Source organism: Rhodococcus sp. NPDC054953, assembly GCF_053609225.1.
This window is the reverse complement of sequence record NZ_JBSGXD010000010.1, coordinates 23,606-38,458: the sequence shown is the minus strand read 5'-3', so window position 1 is coordinate 38,458 and position 14,853 is coordinate 23,606. Positions and strand designations below refer to the sequence as shown.

General features: G+C 71.3%; 11 protein-coding genes and 1 pseudogene. 5 read left to right on the top strand and 7 right to left on the bottom strand.

Translation table 11 applies throughout. From position 1 onward, the window contains the following. Positions 1 to 563: pseudogene (locus ACWF62_RS09410) on the top strand (hypothetical protein); the annotation flags it as partial. A 21-nt stretch (positions 564 to 584) separates the two neighbouring features. Here ACWF62_RS09410 and ACWF62_RS09405 read toward each other — a convergent pair. From ACWF62_RS09405 to ACWF62_RS09390, 4 genes are all read right to left on the bottom strand, one after another. Then, positions 585 to 3,089, bottom strand: coding sequence for a DEAD/DEAH box helicase (locus tag ACWF62_RS09405; protein WP_378508760.1), 2,505 nt, complete (start codon positions 3,087 to 3,089; stop codon positions 585 to 587). Between the two features lie 73 nt (positions 3,090 to 3,162). Next, complete coding sequence (locus tag ACWF62_RS09400; protein ID WP_378508759.1) at positions 3,163 to 3,531, bottom strand: DUF4267 domain-containing protein; 369 nt, start codon at positions 3,529 to 3,531, stop codon at positions 3,163 to 3,165. Positions 3,532 to 3,558: 27 nt separating this feature from the next. Then, positions 3,559 to 4,596: an alpha/beta fold hydrolase gene (locus ACWF62_RS09395; RefSeq protein ID WP_378508758.1), complete on the bottom strand. Its 1,038-nt coding sequence runs from the start codon at positions 4,594 to 4,596 to the stop codon at positions 3,559 to 3,561. Positions 4,597 to 4,709: 113 nt separating this feature from the next. Then, positions 4,710 to 5,672, bottom strand: coding sequence for a PAC2 family protein (locus ACWF62_RS09390; protein ID WP_378508757.1), 963 nt, complete (start codon positions 5,670 to 5,672; stop codon positions 4,710 to 4,712). Positions 5,673 to 5,904: 232 nt separating this feature from the next. Between ACWF62_RS09390 and ACWF62_RS09385 the strand changes: the two genes are divergently transcribed. Continuing rightward, on the top strand, positions 5,905 to 6,600 hold the full coding sequence (locus ACWF62_RS09385; RefSeq protein ID WP_378508855.1) for a sensor domain-containing protein: 696 nt from the start codon (positions 5,905 to 5,907) through the stop codon (positions 6,598 to 6,600). A gap of 106 nt (positions 6,601 to 6,706) precedes the next feature. Beyond that, on the top strand, positions 6,707 to 7,783 hold the full coding sequence (locus ACWF62_RS09380; RefSeq protein ID WP_378508756.1) for a DUF4192 domain-containing protein: 1,077 nt from the start codon (positions 6,707 to 6,709) through the stop codon (positions 7,781 to 7,783). A gap of 10 nt (positions 7,784 to 7,793) precedes the next feature. Here the strand turns inward: ACWF62_RS09380 and ACWF62_RS09375 are convergent, their stop codons facing one another. From ACWF62_RS09375 to ACWF62_RS09365, 3 genes are all read right to left on the bottom strand, one after another. Next, positions 7,794 to 8,819, bottom strand: coding sequence for a phosphatidylinositol-specific phospholipase C (locus ACWF62_RS09375; RefSeq protein ID WP_452629926.1), 1,026 nt, complete (start codon positions 8,817 to 8,819; stop codon positions 7,794 to 7,796). Between the two features lie 115 nt (positions 8,820 to 8,934). Further along, positions 8,935 to 9,924 (bottom strand): UDP-glucose 4-epimerase GalE, encoded by a 990-nt coding sequence (galE, locus tag ACWF62_RS09370; protein WP_378508754.1) that lies wholly within the window; start codon positions 9,922 to 9,924, stop codon positions 8,935 to 8,937. Positions 9,925 to 9,928: 4 nt separating this feature from the next. Beyond that, positions 9,929 to 10,612 carry a metal-dependent transcriptional regulator gene (locus tag ACWF62_RS09365; protein ID WP_378508854.1) on the bottom strand — a complete coding sequence of 228 codons (684 nt, stop codon included), beginning with the start codon at positions 10,610 to 10,612 and terminating at the stop codon, positions 9,929 to 9,931. Positions 10,613 to 10,766: 154 nt separating this feature from the next. On the opposite strand from ACWF62_RS09365, the gene ACWF62_RS09360 reads away from it, so the two are divergent. Then, positions 10,767 to 12,047: an acetoin utilization protein AcuC gene (locus ACWF62_RS09360; RefSeq protein ID WP_378508753.1), complete on the top strand. Its 1,281-nt coding sequence runs from the start codon at positions 10,767 to 10,769 to the stop codon at positions 12,045 to 12,047. Beyond that, on the top strand, positions 12,040 to 14,724 hold the full coding sequence (locus ACWF62_RS09355; RefSeq protein ID WP_378508752.1) for a bifunctional acetate--CoA ligase family protein/GNAT family N-acetyltransferase: 2,685 nt from the start codon (positions 12,040 to 12,042) through the stop codon (positions 14,722 to 14,724). The genes ACWF62_RS09360 and ACWF62_RS09355 overlap by 8 nt, the downstream gene beginning before the upstream one ends. Positions 14,725 to 14,853: the final 129 nt, after the last annotated feature.

Below are 14,853 nucleotides of genomic sequence, written 5' to 3'. Positions count from 1 at the left end.
CTCCGACGACGACTCCCGCGCCGGTGCCAGGTCCGGGGCAGTTCCTCGCGTCGTCCGGCACGCTCGACACCGTCAGCGGGACGTCGTTCGTGCTGCGGACCGCCGACGGCACCCGGGTCAACGTCCGGACCACGCCGGGCACCCGCGTGGTGACGCTGCGCGGCGACGCCGTCACCGATCTCGAGGCAGGCGACTCCGCCGTCGTGCAGGGCACCGGAACCCCCGCCGACTTCGTCGCGGATCTGGTGATCGCCGGGGGCCTGGCCGGGATCGGTCCGACCCCGGAACCGGCGGCGGCGCCGACGCAACAGGCCGAACCGGAACCGACCGCGGAGCAGTGGGAGCCACCGCAGCCCGCCGTCGCCGCGGTCTCGGAGGCGCCAGCCCCGGAGCCGGTCCCGGAGACCACCGAGGTTCCGCCGCCCGCGCCGACCACCAATCAGATCGGACCCGATCGCAGCGACTACGGCCCGAAGCAGGACAGCTACGGACCGGACCGCAGCGACTACGGCCCGAAGCAGGACAGCTACGGGCCCAGGCAGGACAGTTACGGGCCGAACTGACGCGGTCGCGCCGCTCGCCTGCTACCCCTCGACCACCTCGAACTCGTCGAACACCACCTCGCCTGCGGCGTCGGACTCGGCGAGGTTCACCTCGGCGAGCAGCGCCCAGCCGTGGTCGCCGTTCGGGTCGGCGATGGTCTGACGCACCCGCCACAGGTCCGCCTCGCGGGTGACGGTGAACAGCTGCGGGCCGCGGGCGTCGGGGCCGGTGCCGATCTCGGCGTACTCGTCGAAGTACAGCTCCATCAGGTCGGCCCAGTCGTCGGCGTCGAGCCCGTCACCCAACTCCGCCAACACCTCCCACCGGCGGCGCGACGCCAGTTCGATCCGTTTGAACATCGCGTTGCGGACCATCACGGTGAACGCGCGGACATTCGCCGTGACCGGGCGCGGGATGTCGGCGCCGAACGCGACCTGCTGGTCGTCGGATTCGACGCCCGGGTTCGTCAGCTGCTCCCACTCGTCGAGCAGCGACGAGTCCACCTGCCGGATCAGCTCGCCGAGCCACTCGACGAGGTCGTCGAACTCCTCGGTGCGCGCCGACTCCGGCACCGTCTGCCGCAGCGCGCGGTAGGCGTCGGCGAGGTACCGGAGCACCAGCCCCTCGGACCGGGCCAGCCCGTAGTGGCCGACCAGGTCCGCGAACGTCATCGCCTTCTCGATCATGTCCCGCACCACTGACTTCGGGGACAGCGCGAACTCCGACACCCACGGATGCCCGCCGCGGTAGGTCTCGAAGGCGGGGTAGAGCAGTTCCTCGAGCGGCTTCGGCCAGGTGACGTCCTCGAGGAGCTCCATCCGCTCCTCGTACTCGATGCCGTCGGCCTTCATCTGCTGCACGGCCTCGCCGCGGGCGGAATGCTGCTGCGCCATCAGGATCTGCCGCGGATCGTCGAGCGTCGATTCGATCACCGACACCACGTCCAACGCATAGGTGACCGCGCCGGAGTCGAGCAGGTCGATCGCGGCCAGCGCGAACGGGGACAGCGGCTGGTTCAGGGCGAAGTCCCGCTGCAGGTCGACGGTCAGGCGGGCCCACGAGCCGTTCTCGTCCGGCGTGTCGAGCTGCTCGACGATCCCGGCCTGCAGCAGCCCCCGGTACAGGGCGATGGCCCGCCGAATGTGCCCCAACTGCTTCGGCCGCGCCTCGTGACTGTCCTCGAGCAGATGCCGCATCGCGGTGAAGCAGTTGCCGGGCCGGGCGATCACGTTGAGCAGCATCGAATTCGACACCCGGAACCGGGAGACGAGCTGTTCGGGGGCAGCCGCGACGAGCCGCTCGAACGTCGGTTCACCCCACGACACAAACCCCTCCGGCGGCTTCTTGCGCTGAATCTTCTTGAGCTTCTTCGGATCGTCGCCCGCCTTGAGGACCAGGCGGTGGTTCTCGATCTCGTGCTCGGGTGCCTGCACCACCACGGTGCCCATCGTGTCGAACCCGGCCCGGCCTGCGCGCCCGGCGATCTGGTGGAACTCGCGGGCCCGCAGGTGTCGGGTGCGGGTGCCGTCGTACTTCGTGAGTCCGGTCATCAGCACGGTGCGGATCGGGACGTTGATGCCCACGCCGAGGGTGTCGGTGCCGCAGATGACCTTGAGCAGTCCGTCCTGCGCGAGCCGTTCGACCAGGCGCCGGTACTTCGGCAGCATGCCCGCGTGATGGACGCCGATGCCGTGCCGCACCAGCCGCGACAGCGTCCTGCCGAAACCGGTGGTGAACCGGAACGCGCCAATCGCCTCGGCGATCGCGGCCTTCTCCTCCTTCGAGCACATGTTGACGCTCGTCAACGCCTGCGCGCGTTCCAGCGCGGCGGCCTGGGTGAAATGCACCACGTACACCGGCGCTTGGTGGGTGGTGACGAGTTCCTCGATGGTCTCGCCGATCGGCGACTTCGCGTACGAGAACGTCAGCGGCACCGGCCGCTGCGTGCCCCCGACCACGGTCGTCGGCCGCCCGGTGCGGCGGGTCAGGTCGTCACGGAAGAAGGAAACATCGCCGAGGGTCGCGGACATCAGCAGGAACTGCGCGTTCGGCAGTTCGATCAGCGGAACCTGCCATGCCCAGCCGCGGTCCGGCTCCGAGTAGTAGTGGAACTCGTCCATCACCACCTGGCCGATGTCCGAGTCGGCGCCCTGCCGCAACGCCAGGTTCGCGACGATCTCCGCGGTCGCGCACACGATCGGTGCCTGCGAGTTCACCGACGCGTCGCCGGTCATCATGCCGACGTTCTCGGCGCCGAACACCTCGCACAACGCGAAGAACTTCTCACTGACCAGGGCCTTGATCGGCGCGGTGTAGAAGGTGCGGCGGCCGTCCGCGAGGGCCGCGAAGTGCGCTCCGATCGCGACCATCGACTTCCCGGACCCGGTCGGGGTGGACAGGATGACGTTCGCGCCGGACACGATCTCGATCAGCGACTCCTCCTGCGCCGGGTAGAGCGTCAGCCCGCGCCCGGACGCCCACCCCGCGAAGGCATCGAAGAGCGAGTCGGCGTCGGGGGAGTCGGGGATCAGATCGGAAAGGAGCACCGGTACAGGCTATCGGTCGCCGGAGGGGCCCTGGCTGCGTACTCGACGCTCGCCTCGTTCCTCGCTTGAGGGGTCAGACGGTGAGCAGTCCGGCGGCAACCAGCATCGCGACCGCGGTTGCCCCGTGGATTCCGTACGCGGACTTCCGGTTTCCCCCGTTGGCGAGCACGATGACCATGTCCCCGAGCGGGATCAGGGCCAGCACCAGGAGTAGGAGTGCAAGCTGGTCGCGGGCGGCGAGAATGAAGACGATCCCCAGGATTCCGGTGGTGGCGTCCCGAATGCCCTTCACCTGCCACCAGCCGCGGGCCTCGGGTGCGAGGCTGGTGGGAAGGCCGAATCCGGCGGCGTTGCCCGCGTTCTTGGCGAGATAGGCGATGCCGATCCCGAGGATGCCCAGCGCTCCGACCCAGGCGAGCGCGAGTCCGATCCAGGACAGCATGGTCGCTCCCTTCCGCGTAGGGACCGGTCAGGTCGCGCTGCGCTCGTCCGCCCCCATCGCGTCGAGGACCGCCTCCCTGGCCGCGCTGGACCCGGCGATGCTCGATTCGCCGACGCCGTCGAGGAGCGTCTGCCGCCATCGGTCGCGGTCGAACTCCAGCGGACGGGTTGTTGCGACGAAGTCCTCCACCACCTGCAGGAAGCGGATCGGGTCGTCGTGGAACGGGAAGTGGCCGCTGTCGGGGAAGATCTCCAACCGCGAGTGCGGCAGCGCGGCGTGCGCGAGGTGCGCGTGGCTCACGGGGATGACGGCGTCCCGGTCACCCCAGATGATCTGCACCGGGAGGTCCGCGGTCAGGTAGCACCGGTCCAGCATCGTCACCACCTGCCCGCGCCAGTCCACGACGGCGCGCAGGGTCCGCAGGAAGGCGTCCCTCGCGGTGGGATCGGGCAGGGAACGCAGCACCCGCACCAGGTCGGGGGCGTCGTGGAAGAGGGCGACGCTGCGGAACGGGCCGCGGTAGAGCTGGTCGGCGATCTGCCCGAGCGCCCCGATCAGGGTGAGCGCACCGGGGACCTGAAGCAGGCGCATCGCCTCGTTCGCGATCGGCAGCGACGCGAACCGCAGCGCCGGGTTGACGTCCTTGGTGACACCGCCGGGGGCGACGACGACCAGACGCTCGACCATCTGCGGGAATTGGTACGCGAACTGCAGCGCCACCCCGCCGCCGAGGGAATGCCCGACCACCGTTGCTCGGTCAAATCCGAGGACGGTCTGCAGGTCCCGGATGCCGTTCGCGTATGCCGCGATGGAGTAGTCGGCACGGGGCTTGTCGGAGCGGCCGTGCCCGAGCAGATCCGGCGCGATCACCGTGAAGTTCTTCGCCAGGTGCGGGATGACCTCGTTCCACGTCGCGGAGTTGTCGCCGATCCCGTGAATGAGGAGCAGGGCAGGTCCGCTGCCCGCGATCCGGAACGCGCGTCGATACCCGTGCACGGTCCGGAACGACAGCCGCGGTTCGGTGTCCGGAACCGTGCGCAGTGCGCGGGTGCGGTCTCCGCCCATGTCTCGCTCCTGTCGTCCGTCGGCCGGTATTTCGTTGGCCGACCTACCCAGTCGATGATCTGGACGATCGTATAGATGAACTCCTGTGCGCGCCGGATAACTGTAAAACGGATTCACATGTTGCGCTCGCCGGGCTCGCCGCCCTGGTCGGGGGCGTCACCGTCGGCGTCGAGCTCGGCGAGGAAGCGCTCAAACTCGGCGCCAAGCTCGTCCCCACTCGGCAGCTCACTCTCCGTCGCCAGCAGGCTCGACTGCTGTTCCTGCGCGGTCACATAGCTGTCGTACTGGCGCTCGAGCGCCCGCACCACCGACTCGACCTCCTCGTTCCCGTTCACCTGGGCGTCGACCTGTTCCCGGACGCGGGCCGCTGCCTCGCCGAGCGCGGCCAGCGGCAGCACCAGCCCGCCCGCCTCGCCGACGCGTTCGAGCAGCGTCTCCGCCGCCGCCGGGTAGTCGGCCTGTGCCAGGTAGTGCGGCACGTGCACGGAGTAGCCCATCGACTCGTGCCCGTGCTGGGACATCCGCAGCTCCAACAGCGAGGACGCGCTGCCCGGGATGCGCAGATCGCCGGGCCAGCCCTCGTTCTCGCCGACCAGATCCGGGTTCGCCGAGTGCGCGGTCACTCCCATCGGCCGGGTGTGCGGCACCGCCATCGGGATCGCGTTGAGCCCGATCGTGCGGCGGACGCCGAGCTGCTCGGCGAGCAGCCGGACGGCGGTGGTGAACCGATTCCACTTCAGGTCCGGTTCCAACCCGGACAGCAGCAGAAACGGGGTGCCCTCGGTGTCCCGGACCGCGTACAGGTTGAGCTCGGGGGCGTCGTAGTCGGTGAAGTGATTCGCCGTGAACGTCATCGTGGGTCGCCGGGACCGGTAGTCGATCAGCTCGTCCACCGCGAACGACGCGACCAGTTCGGTTTCCAGGCTCTCCCGCAGGTGCGTCGTCGCGAGCTTCACGGCATGACCTGCGTCGGAGTAGCCCTCCAGGCCGTGCACCAGCACCGGGCCGCTGCCGTCGTGCGCGGACACCACCGGGGCCGGGAACTCCAGCTCGTACATGCCCGACTGCTCGTCCATCGTCAAACCCCTTCGCGTTTACGTTGCCGACCAGTGTCCCTCACCGGCCGGCCGGGGCGATCACCCCGGTCCCACGCCCGATTGCATCAGTCAACGTGACGCGCGGACACATCATTCCCGTGTCGCCGGTGCGGGGACGCGCCGCGCCGCGCTCGGGTCGTCCCCGCGGTCCCGACCTGGCAGAGTTGACGCATCCGCCCGCAACCCGAGAGGACCGTCGTTGACTCGCCGAATGCTGATGGCCGGAGCGGCCGCCGCCACCCTGGTGGTCGCCGGATGCTCCTCGCACGTCTCGGGTGTCGCCGAACCGGTCGGGGGAGCGGCAACTCCCGCGGCGGGCACCGCGGACCGGGTCGAGGCGCCGCTGGCGTCGATGCTGCCCGCCCCGGACGACTTCCCGGCGCCCTACCAGGCCCTGGTGCTGCCGGAGCAGGCGGTGGAGCAGGCCGCCGCCGACCTGGACGGGATTCCGGCGGGCGCCAAGGTTGACCCGGCCGGGTGCAAGCCCCCGCCGCAGAACTTCGGTCCGGACGCCACCGCCCTGATCGTGGGCACCGACAACGACGCGCGGGCGACCGTCTCCGTGGAACTGACCCGGGTCGACACCCCGCTGTCGGTGCGGGCGAACGAGATCGACCAATGCCTGGAGCTGACCACGACGAAGAGCGGCGCGACGGCGACGGTCGCCACCACGGTGCTGCCCGCGCCCCCGCTCAACGCGGACGACACGCTGGCGCTGCGGCAGACGGTTACCTCCGGCACCCCCGACCGCACCGTCACCCAGTCGATGCTCAAGCTGTTCGCCCAGGTCGACGACGTGCGCATCTCCGCGACACACATGTCCTTCGGCGCAGGCACACCCGACTCGGTGACGCTGGACCAGCTGTTCACCGAGACCGTCCAGAAGGTCACCGCGGCGGCAAAGTAAACCCCGGCGGCATCAGCTGTGGAAGACGCGGGAATTCGTCCACAGGGCAGGCGGATTCGACGTCCGTGGCCCGGTGGTGGTCGCCCCGGTCGGGGACCGTGCAGGCATGACACGCAGGCAACCGAATCCCGCACCCGACGACGAACCGCGGCTGCGGATCAGCGAACCCGGCGACCTGATCGCCGCGATCCCCGCGATGCTCGGCTTCCGGCCGCACCGGTCCATCGTGGTGATCAGCCTCGGCGGTACCCCGACGGCGGTGCAGACCGTGATGCGGCAGGACCTTCCGGCCGGGGACGTCACCGCCGGTGACCGCGCCGGACTCGAACTGATCGCACGGGTGTGCGCGCGGTCCGACGCGAGCATGGCGGTCGCCGTCGTCGTCGACGACCGCGAACCCGGGACGCTCGGCCCGGCCGTCGCCGGCCTCGTCGACGGTGCGGCGGCCGCGCTCATCGCGGCCGGGGTGATGCTGACCGCGGTGCACGCGACGCCCTCGATCGAGGCGGGGCGACCGTGGTGGGGGATCCTCGGCGATCCGCGGTGCGGGCGACTGCCCGATCCGACCGCGTCGACGGTGGCCGCCGAGCAGGTGCTGCGGGGGCGCCCGATCCTCGCGTCGCGGGCCGAGCTGGCGCGGATCCTGCATCCGCTGCCCCGGCGGGACCGGCTGCGGATGGCGCGACTGCTCGCCGTCGCCCGCCACCCCGCCTCCCGGGCCGTCCCGCGACGCGACCGGGCGGCGCTCGAGTTCGCGCTCACCCGGATCGCCACCGTCGCGTCGACCGGGTATCTCACCGACGACGAGATCGTCGCGCTCTCGGTCGTGCTGGAGCGCCCCGCCGTCCGCGACTCGCTGCTGGGGTTGGCGGTCACCGCGGAGGCCGATGCCGCCGACCAGACCTGGATCGTGTTGGCGCGGGCCCTGCCCGGACCCGCACGGGCCGAGCCAGCGGCACTGCTCGGGTTCAGCAGCTACGTCCGCGGCAACGGCCCGCTGGCCGGGGTCGCGTTGGCCGCGGCGCTCGCCGCGAACCCCGACCATCGACTGGCGGGGCTCCTCGATCACGCGCTCGCCACCGGCATCCGCCCCGGCAAGATCGCCGACCTTGCCGGAACCGGACACCGGGCCGCCGCGGACCTCGGCGTCGCCCTGCCCCCGGTCGAACGGGAGCGCGCGTGACCGGGTGCGGTCAGCGGAAGTTGCGGTCGACCAGCGCGTCGACCAGGTCGGCGGTCGGGAAGTCTGCCATCACGACGCCCGTGCGTCCGGTCGGGTGCTCGGCGAGGTGGTCCTCGGTGCGGTCGAGGATCCCGGTCACGCCGGGCACCCCGCGCGCGACGGTCACCGGCACGGTGCCCGTCACCAGCGCGGCGGGAACGCCGGTGGCGCTGAGGTGATTCACGAAGAACGTCTCGCCGGGACCGGCCGCGGCCCGGTCGAACTGGGTGCGGATCAGGTCCCACTTGCGGTCGAGGTCGTCGAGGCCGGTGAGCTCGTAGCTGTCCTGGATGTCCATCGCGTCACCGCCCCACCGCGGACCGTACGTCGCCGCCGCCGCGAAGTTCTGGAGCAGCACCACCTTCCCGCGGGCCGCACCGAGGGTCGGGATGGAGTCGCCCCCGCCCGCGGGTGGCCGCCACAGGTGCTGCTGCAACCGGTCCCGGGTTGCGGGGTCGGCGTCGATGTACCACTGCAGGGTGTCCTCATAGGTGCGGGTGTTCTCGGCGGCCGTGTACTCCTCCTTGAGACGCATGACCACCGCCTCGGTCGGATGGCTGCGGAGGAAGTCGGTGACCTGAACGACGACGTCGGTGAAGGTGCTGTCGAGGTACTCGATGCCGTGGTGGATCGGGAAGGCGTCCCGGAAGTGCCGGGTCCGGACATCGAGGACCCGGACCCCCGCCCGCAACTGGGTCGGGAGGTCGGCGTCTTGCGTCTGCGCGAAGATCGACCCGCGGTGCGCCATCGTGTCGTGCGTGCCGGGCAGGGACAGTTCGGACAGCCCGACGTCGTCGGGCAGCAGACTCATCCAGTCGGGGTTGTCCGCGCTCGCCAGATCGCCGGGCGCGACCGATCCCGACGCGCTGCCAAGGTCCGGCGCGGTGGAACCGGGGGCCGCCGCGGCGGGGGGAGCGGTGAGGAGAAGCAGTGCCGCAAGGGGGATCAACAGTGCACGCACCGTCGATCCCCCGAGCGCACGAGTGGATTTCGCCACGGACACGGTCCTTTGCTGGCACGCGGGTAGGCGGGGCCGACGCCCGGCTACGGGAATGCTGTGCAGCATCGCATGCCGTGCCGCAGCGGCGTCGGCGAATGCCCGCCTTCGGTGGCTACCCGCGCTGGGCGGCGTGCGAGCGGTCCCCGAGATCCTGCAGGTACGTCCAGGCGTCCGAGACGATCTCGTCGAGATCGGTGTGCTTCGGCCGCCAGCCGAGGTCGGCGATCGCCTTCTCGCTCGACGCGACGAGGACCGCGGGGTCGCCCGCGCGTCGCGGCGCGTCCTCCGCGGAGATCGGCAGCCCGGTCACCCGGCGGCATGCCGAAATCACTTCGCGAACACTGAAACCCGCACCGCTACCGAGGTTGTAGACCGAATGCGTTCCGGCGACGGCGTTGTCGAGGGCCAGCAGGTGCGCTTCGGCAAGGTCGAGAACGTGGATGTAGTCCCGGACCGCGGTGCCGTCCGGCGTCGGCCAGTCGGTGCCGAACACCGAGATCTTGTCTCGCTGCCCGAGCGCGACCTGGAGCACCAGCGGGATGAGATGCGTTTCCACGACGCGGTTCTCGCCAGCGCCGCGGTAGGCGCCCGCGACATTGAAGTAGCGCAGGCTGGTCGCCGCCAGACCGTACGCGGCGGCGTACGAGGTGATGGCATGGTCGATCGCCAGCTTCGTTGCCCCGTACGGGTTGGTCGGCCGCGTCGGATCGTCCTCGGTGATGGGCGTGCGATCGGGTTCGCCGTACGTGGCGGCCGTCGACGAGAACACCAGCCGCGGAGTGCCGGACGTGCGCATCGCCTCCAGCAGCGCGAGGGTGGTCACGACGTTGCCCTGCCAGTACTTCGCCGGCTCGAGCACCGACTCACCGACCAGCGACTGCGCCGCGAAGTGCAGGACCCCGTCGAAACCCGGGCCCTCGCCGAGGACCCGGCCCGCCACCGCGGCGACGTCGCCCTCGACGAACACCGCGCCAGCGGGCACCGCATCCGCGTTGCCGGTCGACAGGTCGTCGATCACCACCACGTCGTGACCGCGTTCGAGCAACACCGTTGCGCACACACTGCCCACGTAACCGGCACCGCCGGTGACCAGAAGTCGCACGCGATCAGACCTGCTTGACCTGGACGGCGTGCGCCATCTCCGCGGGCAGGTCGACACCCTCGTGTCCGGGAACGGTGATCGTCACCGAGTCCGGATGGGTCTCGACCGTCACCCGGGCGTTCGGCACCACACCGGCATCGCGCAGCTGCGAGATGATCTCGGGGTCCGACTGCACGTGCTCGGCGAGCCTGCGGACCACCACCGCGGTGGGCTGCCCGGTGGGAACCTCGGTCAACCGGATCAACGACTCGGCACCCACCTCGGCGTCGAGGCCGAGCTGAGCGAGACCCGGGATCGGGTTGCCGTACGGCGACGTGGTCGGGTTGTTGAGCACCTTCACCAGCCTGCGCTCGACCTCCTCGCTCATCACGTGCTCCCAGCGGCACGCCTCGGCGTGCACCTGATCCCACTCGAGTCCGATCACGTCGACCAGCAACCGTTCCGCGAGACGATGCTTGCGCATCACCGCGATCGCGAGATCACGGCCCTTCTCGGTCAGCTCCAGGTGCCGGTCGCCGGCAACCAGCAGCAGCCCGTCGCGCTCCATCCGCGCCACCGTCTGGCTGACCGTCGGCCCGCTCTGCTCAAGCCGCTCGGCGATGCGTGCCCGCAACGGCACGACGCCTTCCTCTTCAAGGTCGTAGATCGTCCGGAGGTACATCTCCGTTGTGTCGACCAGATCCTTCACGCTCACGCCCCTTCGTTCCCGGCAATTCTACCGGGGTGATCCGACGAATCAGTGCCTCACGCGCCGCGGCTGCGACTGACACCACACGCTGCACCTGCCGTACAACGCCGTGCGCCGCTCGCGCCTTCCCGCCCGGCGACAGTAGCGTGACGGCATGGCCGACTCGCCCCCTTCCCCCCTGACGGGCACCGGTGCCGACGGCGTCGTCGTGTGGAGCCCCGACTATCTCGACTATCGGTGGAGCGCGGACCATCCGATGAACCCGACGCGGCTGGACCTGACGATGTCACTCGCGCGCGGGCTTGGCCTGATCGAGGGTGCCGAGATCGTCGCACCCCACCCCGCGACCGACGCGGACCTCCTGCGGATCCACACCCCCGGTTACATCGCGGCGGTGAAGGCGGCGGGCGCGGGACCGGTGCAGGGGCTCGCCGACGCCCGCGCCGACGGGGAGGCAGCGCCGCACGGGCTGGGCAGCGAGGACAACCCGATCTTCCCGCACATGCACGAGGCCAGCGCGATCCTCGCGGGCGGCACCCTCGCCGCGGCCCGCGAGGTCGCGGCCGGGCGAACCCGGCGCGCGGTGAGCATCGGTGGCGGGATGCACCACGCGATGGCGGACTGGGCCTCCGGCTTCTGCGTGTACAACGACGCGGCGATCGCCATCTCCTGGTTGCTGGACAACGGATTCGACCGGATCGCGTACCTCGATGTCGATGCCCACCACGGCGACGGCGTGCAGCACGCGTTTCTCGGTGATCCGCGGGTGCTGACGGTGTCCATTCACCAGCACCCGGCCACCCTGTGGCCCAACACCGGCTGGTCCAGCGAGGTCGGCTCCGGTGCGGGGGAGGGCACCTCGGTCAACATTCCGGTCCTGCCCGGGACGGTGGATGCGGTGTGGCTGAGGGCATTCCACGCCGTGGTTCCCGGCGTCGTCGCCGCGTTCCAGCCGCAGATCGTGATCAGCCAGTGCGGCGTCGACAACCATCGTGAGGACCCGCTCGCGGACCTCTCGCTCACCGTCGACGGGCAGCGCGCCGCGTTCCGCGCCATGCGCGACCTGGCCGACCGGTACGCGGACGGACGCTGGATCGCGGTCGGCGGCGGCGGCTACGGGCTGGTGCGGGTCGTGCCCCGCGCCTGGACCCACCTGATCGCCACCGCGCTCGGCCGCGACCTCGACCCGGCGACCGCCGTGCCGGGGCCGTGGCGGGACCGGGTCGCCGCGCTTGCCCCGTCCGTCGAGGTGCCGACCACGATGAGCGACGGCGGCGACGCGGGCCACCTGTCGTGGGACGGGCCGGGCGGGACACCCGAGACCGGCAACGACACCGTCGACCGGGCGCTGGTCCGGGTCGACGCCGCGATCATCGCCACCCGCAGGGCGAGTTTCCCGCTGCTCGGCCTGGACCCGGAGGACCCTCGTGACTGACCAGCCCCTTCCCGACCGGACCCAGCGCCCGGCGTTCCCCGCGCACTGGATCGCGGATGTGCTCGCGACCGACGGCGGCGCCGTGCACCTGCGGCCGATCACCCCCGCCGACGCCGACCGGCTCATCGCGTTCCACGCCAAGCTGTCCGAACGGACCCGGTACCTGCGCTACTTCGGGCCCTACCCGACGATGTCCCAGCGCGACCTCGTGCGCTTCACCACCGTCGACCACCACAACCGGGTCGCGTTCGTCGCGATCCTCGGCGACGACATCATCGCGGTCGGGCGGTACGAGCGCCTGCTCGACGTCGGCGACGGACTCTCCGCCGAGGTCGCATTCGTCGTCGCCGACGAACACCAGGGCCGCGGCCTCGGCCCGATCCTGCTCGAGCACCTCGCTGGCGCGGCCGCCGAGAACCACCTGACGATGTTCGTTGCCGAGGTGCTCGCCGAGAACCGCAACATGGTCAGCGTGTTCCGGGAGGCCGGGTACCAGGTCAGCCGCAGCTTCGAGGGCGGGGTGCTGCGCCTCGAGTTCGCCATCGACCCCACCGAGGCGCTGCTGACGGTGCGCAACGCCCGCGAACGCGCCGCCGAGGCGCGCAGCGTCCGCAACCTGCTCAGCCCCCAGTCGGTTGCGGTGATCGGTGCGTCCACCGACGACGCCAAGGTGGGCAATGCGGTGCTCCGCAACCTCCTCGAGGCCGGCTTCGCCGGTCCGGTGTACCCGGTCAACGCCGAACACCGGTCGGTGCGCGGGGTCCGGGCCTATCCCTCGGTCCGCGACATCCCCGACGACGTGGACCTCGCGGTCGTCGCGGTGCCCGCCGAGGCGATCGACGCGGTCCTCGACGACTGCCTCGCCAAGGGCGTCAAGGCGCTGGTCGTCGTCTCCTCCGGGTTCAGCGAGACCGGTTCGGACGGCTACGACTCCGAACGCCGACTCGTGCACGCGGCCCGCGCCCACGGCATGCGCCTGGTCGGCCCGAACGCGCTCGGCGTCGCGAACACCCACACCGCGGTCCAGTTGAACGCGACCCTGGCCCCGGTCCTTCCGCACGGCGGGAAGGTCGGCTTCTTCTGCCAGTCCGGCGCCCTCGGCATCGCGATCCTCGACGAGGCCGCACGCAGGAAACTCGGGCTGTCGACATTCGTCTCGGCGGGCAACCGCGCCGACGTCTCCGGCAACGACCTGCTGCAGTACTGGGACAGCGACCCCGACACCGAGGTGGTGCTGCTGTACCTGGAGTCGTTCGGCAACCCGCGCAAGTTCTCCCGCATCGCGCGGCGGGTGGCCCGCAACAAGCCGGTCGTCGCGGTCAAGTCCGGGCGGCACGCCGTCCCGACCGCGCTCAAGGCGACCTCCGTCGAGATCGACGACTCCATCGTCTCCGACCTGTTCGCACAGGCAGGCGTGGTCCAGGTCGGATCGATCGCCCAACTCTTCGACTGCGCCGTGTTGTTCGGCTACCAGCCGCTGCCCTCGGGGCCGCGGCTGGCGGTGGTCGGCAACTCGTCGGCACTCGGGTTGCTCGCCGTCGACGCCGCCCGGTCCGAGGGACTCGAGGCGGCCGACCCGGTCGACCTCGGGCCGCAGGCCACCCCGGACCAGTTCGCGGGCGCGGTGCGGGCCGCGATCGAGAATCCCGCGGTGGACTCGGTGATCGCGGTGTTCGTTCCGCCCGTCGCGATGGACCCGGAGCCGTACGCGAAGGCGCTGCGGGACGCCGCCAGCGACAGCGGCAAGCCGATCGTCACCACCTTCCTCGCCGTCGAAGGCATCCCGGACGTGCTCGCGGTGCCCGGACCCGCGGGGCACCCGGTGCGCGGATCCGTCCCGTCCTATCCGGGGCCCGAGCGGGCCGCGCTGGCGCTGGCCCGGGCGTGGCGGTACGCGCAGTGGCGGGACAAGCCGACCTCGCAGGTGGTGCGCCCCGACGGCATCGACGCCGCCCGCGCCGCCGACCTCGTGCACACCTGGGTCGAGGGCAGCGGCCCCGACGGCCGCTGGCTCACCGACTTCGAGGCCGCGGAACTGCTCGCCTGCTACGGCGTCGCGATCGCGCAGTTCGCCGCCGCCTCCAGCGAGGACCAGGCCGTCGCGGCGGCCGCCGAGCTCGGCTACCCGGTGGCGGTGAAGGCGACCCGCGAGCAGTGGCGGCACCGCCCCGACCTCGGTGGGGTGCGGCTCGACCTCGACACCCCGGACGGGGTGCGCCGCGCCTACCGGGACCTTGCCGCCGCCTCCGGCGACCCGCTGCTGTACGTGCAGAAGATGGCGACAAAGGGGTTCGGCTGCGCGATCGGGGTGCAGGACGACCCGTCGTTCGGGTCACTGATCTCGTTCGGCCTTGCCGGGGTGATCTCCGACCTGCTCGGCGACCGGGCCTACCGGGTGCTGCCGTTGACCGAGGAGGAGGCGGGGGAACTGATCGACGCGCCGAAGGCGGCGCCGCTGCTGGCCGGCTACCGGGGCGGGCCGGGAGTCAATCGGGCGGCGCTGGTGGACCTGCTGCAGCGCATCTCCGCGCTCGGCGACGACCTCCCCGAGGTCCGCGAGCTGGTGTGCGAACCGGTCCTGGCCAGCGCCACCGGCGCCGAGATCACCGACTCCCGGGTCCGGATCGGTCCCGAACCGAGCACCAGGGTCGACCTGGGGCCCCGCAGGCTGCGCTGATCCGAGCGGGCGGGGCGGTCATGGGCGCGGCGAACGGTCCGTGACACCCCAAAGGGGGGGGGGGCGGGGGAGGGCCGAGCGGGGCGGGGGGGGGGGGGGTTTCCTCTCCCCCCCCCCCCCCCCCCCCCC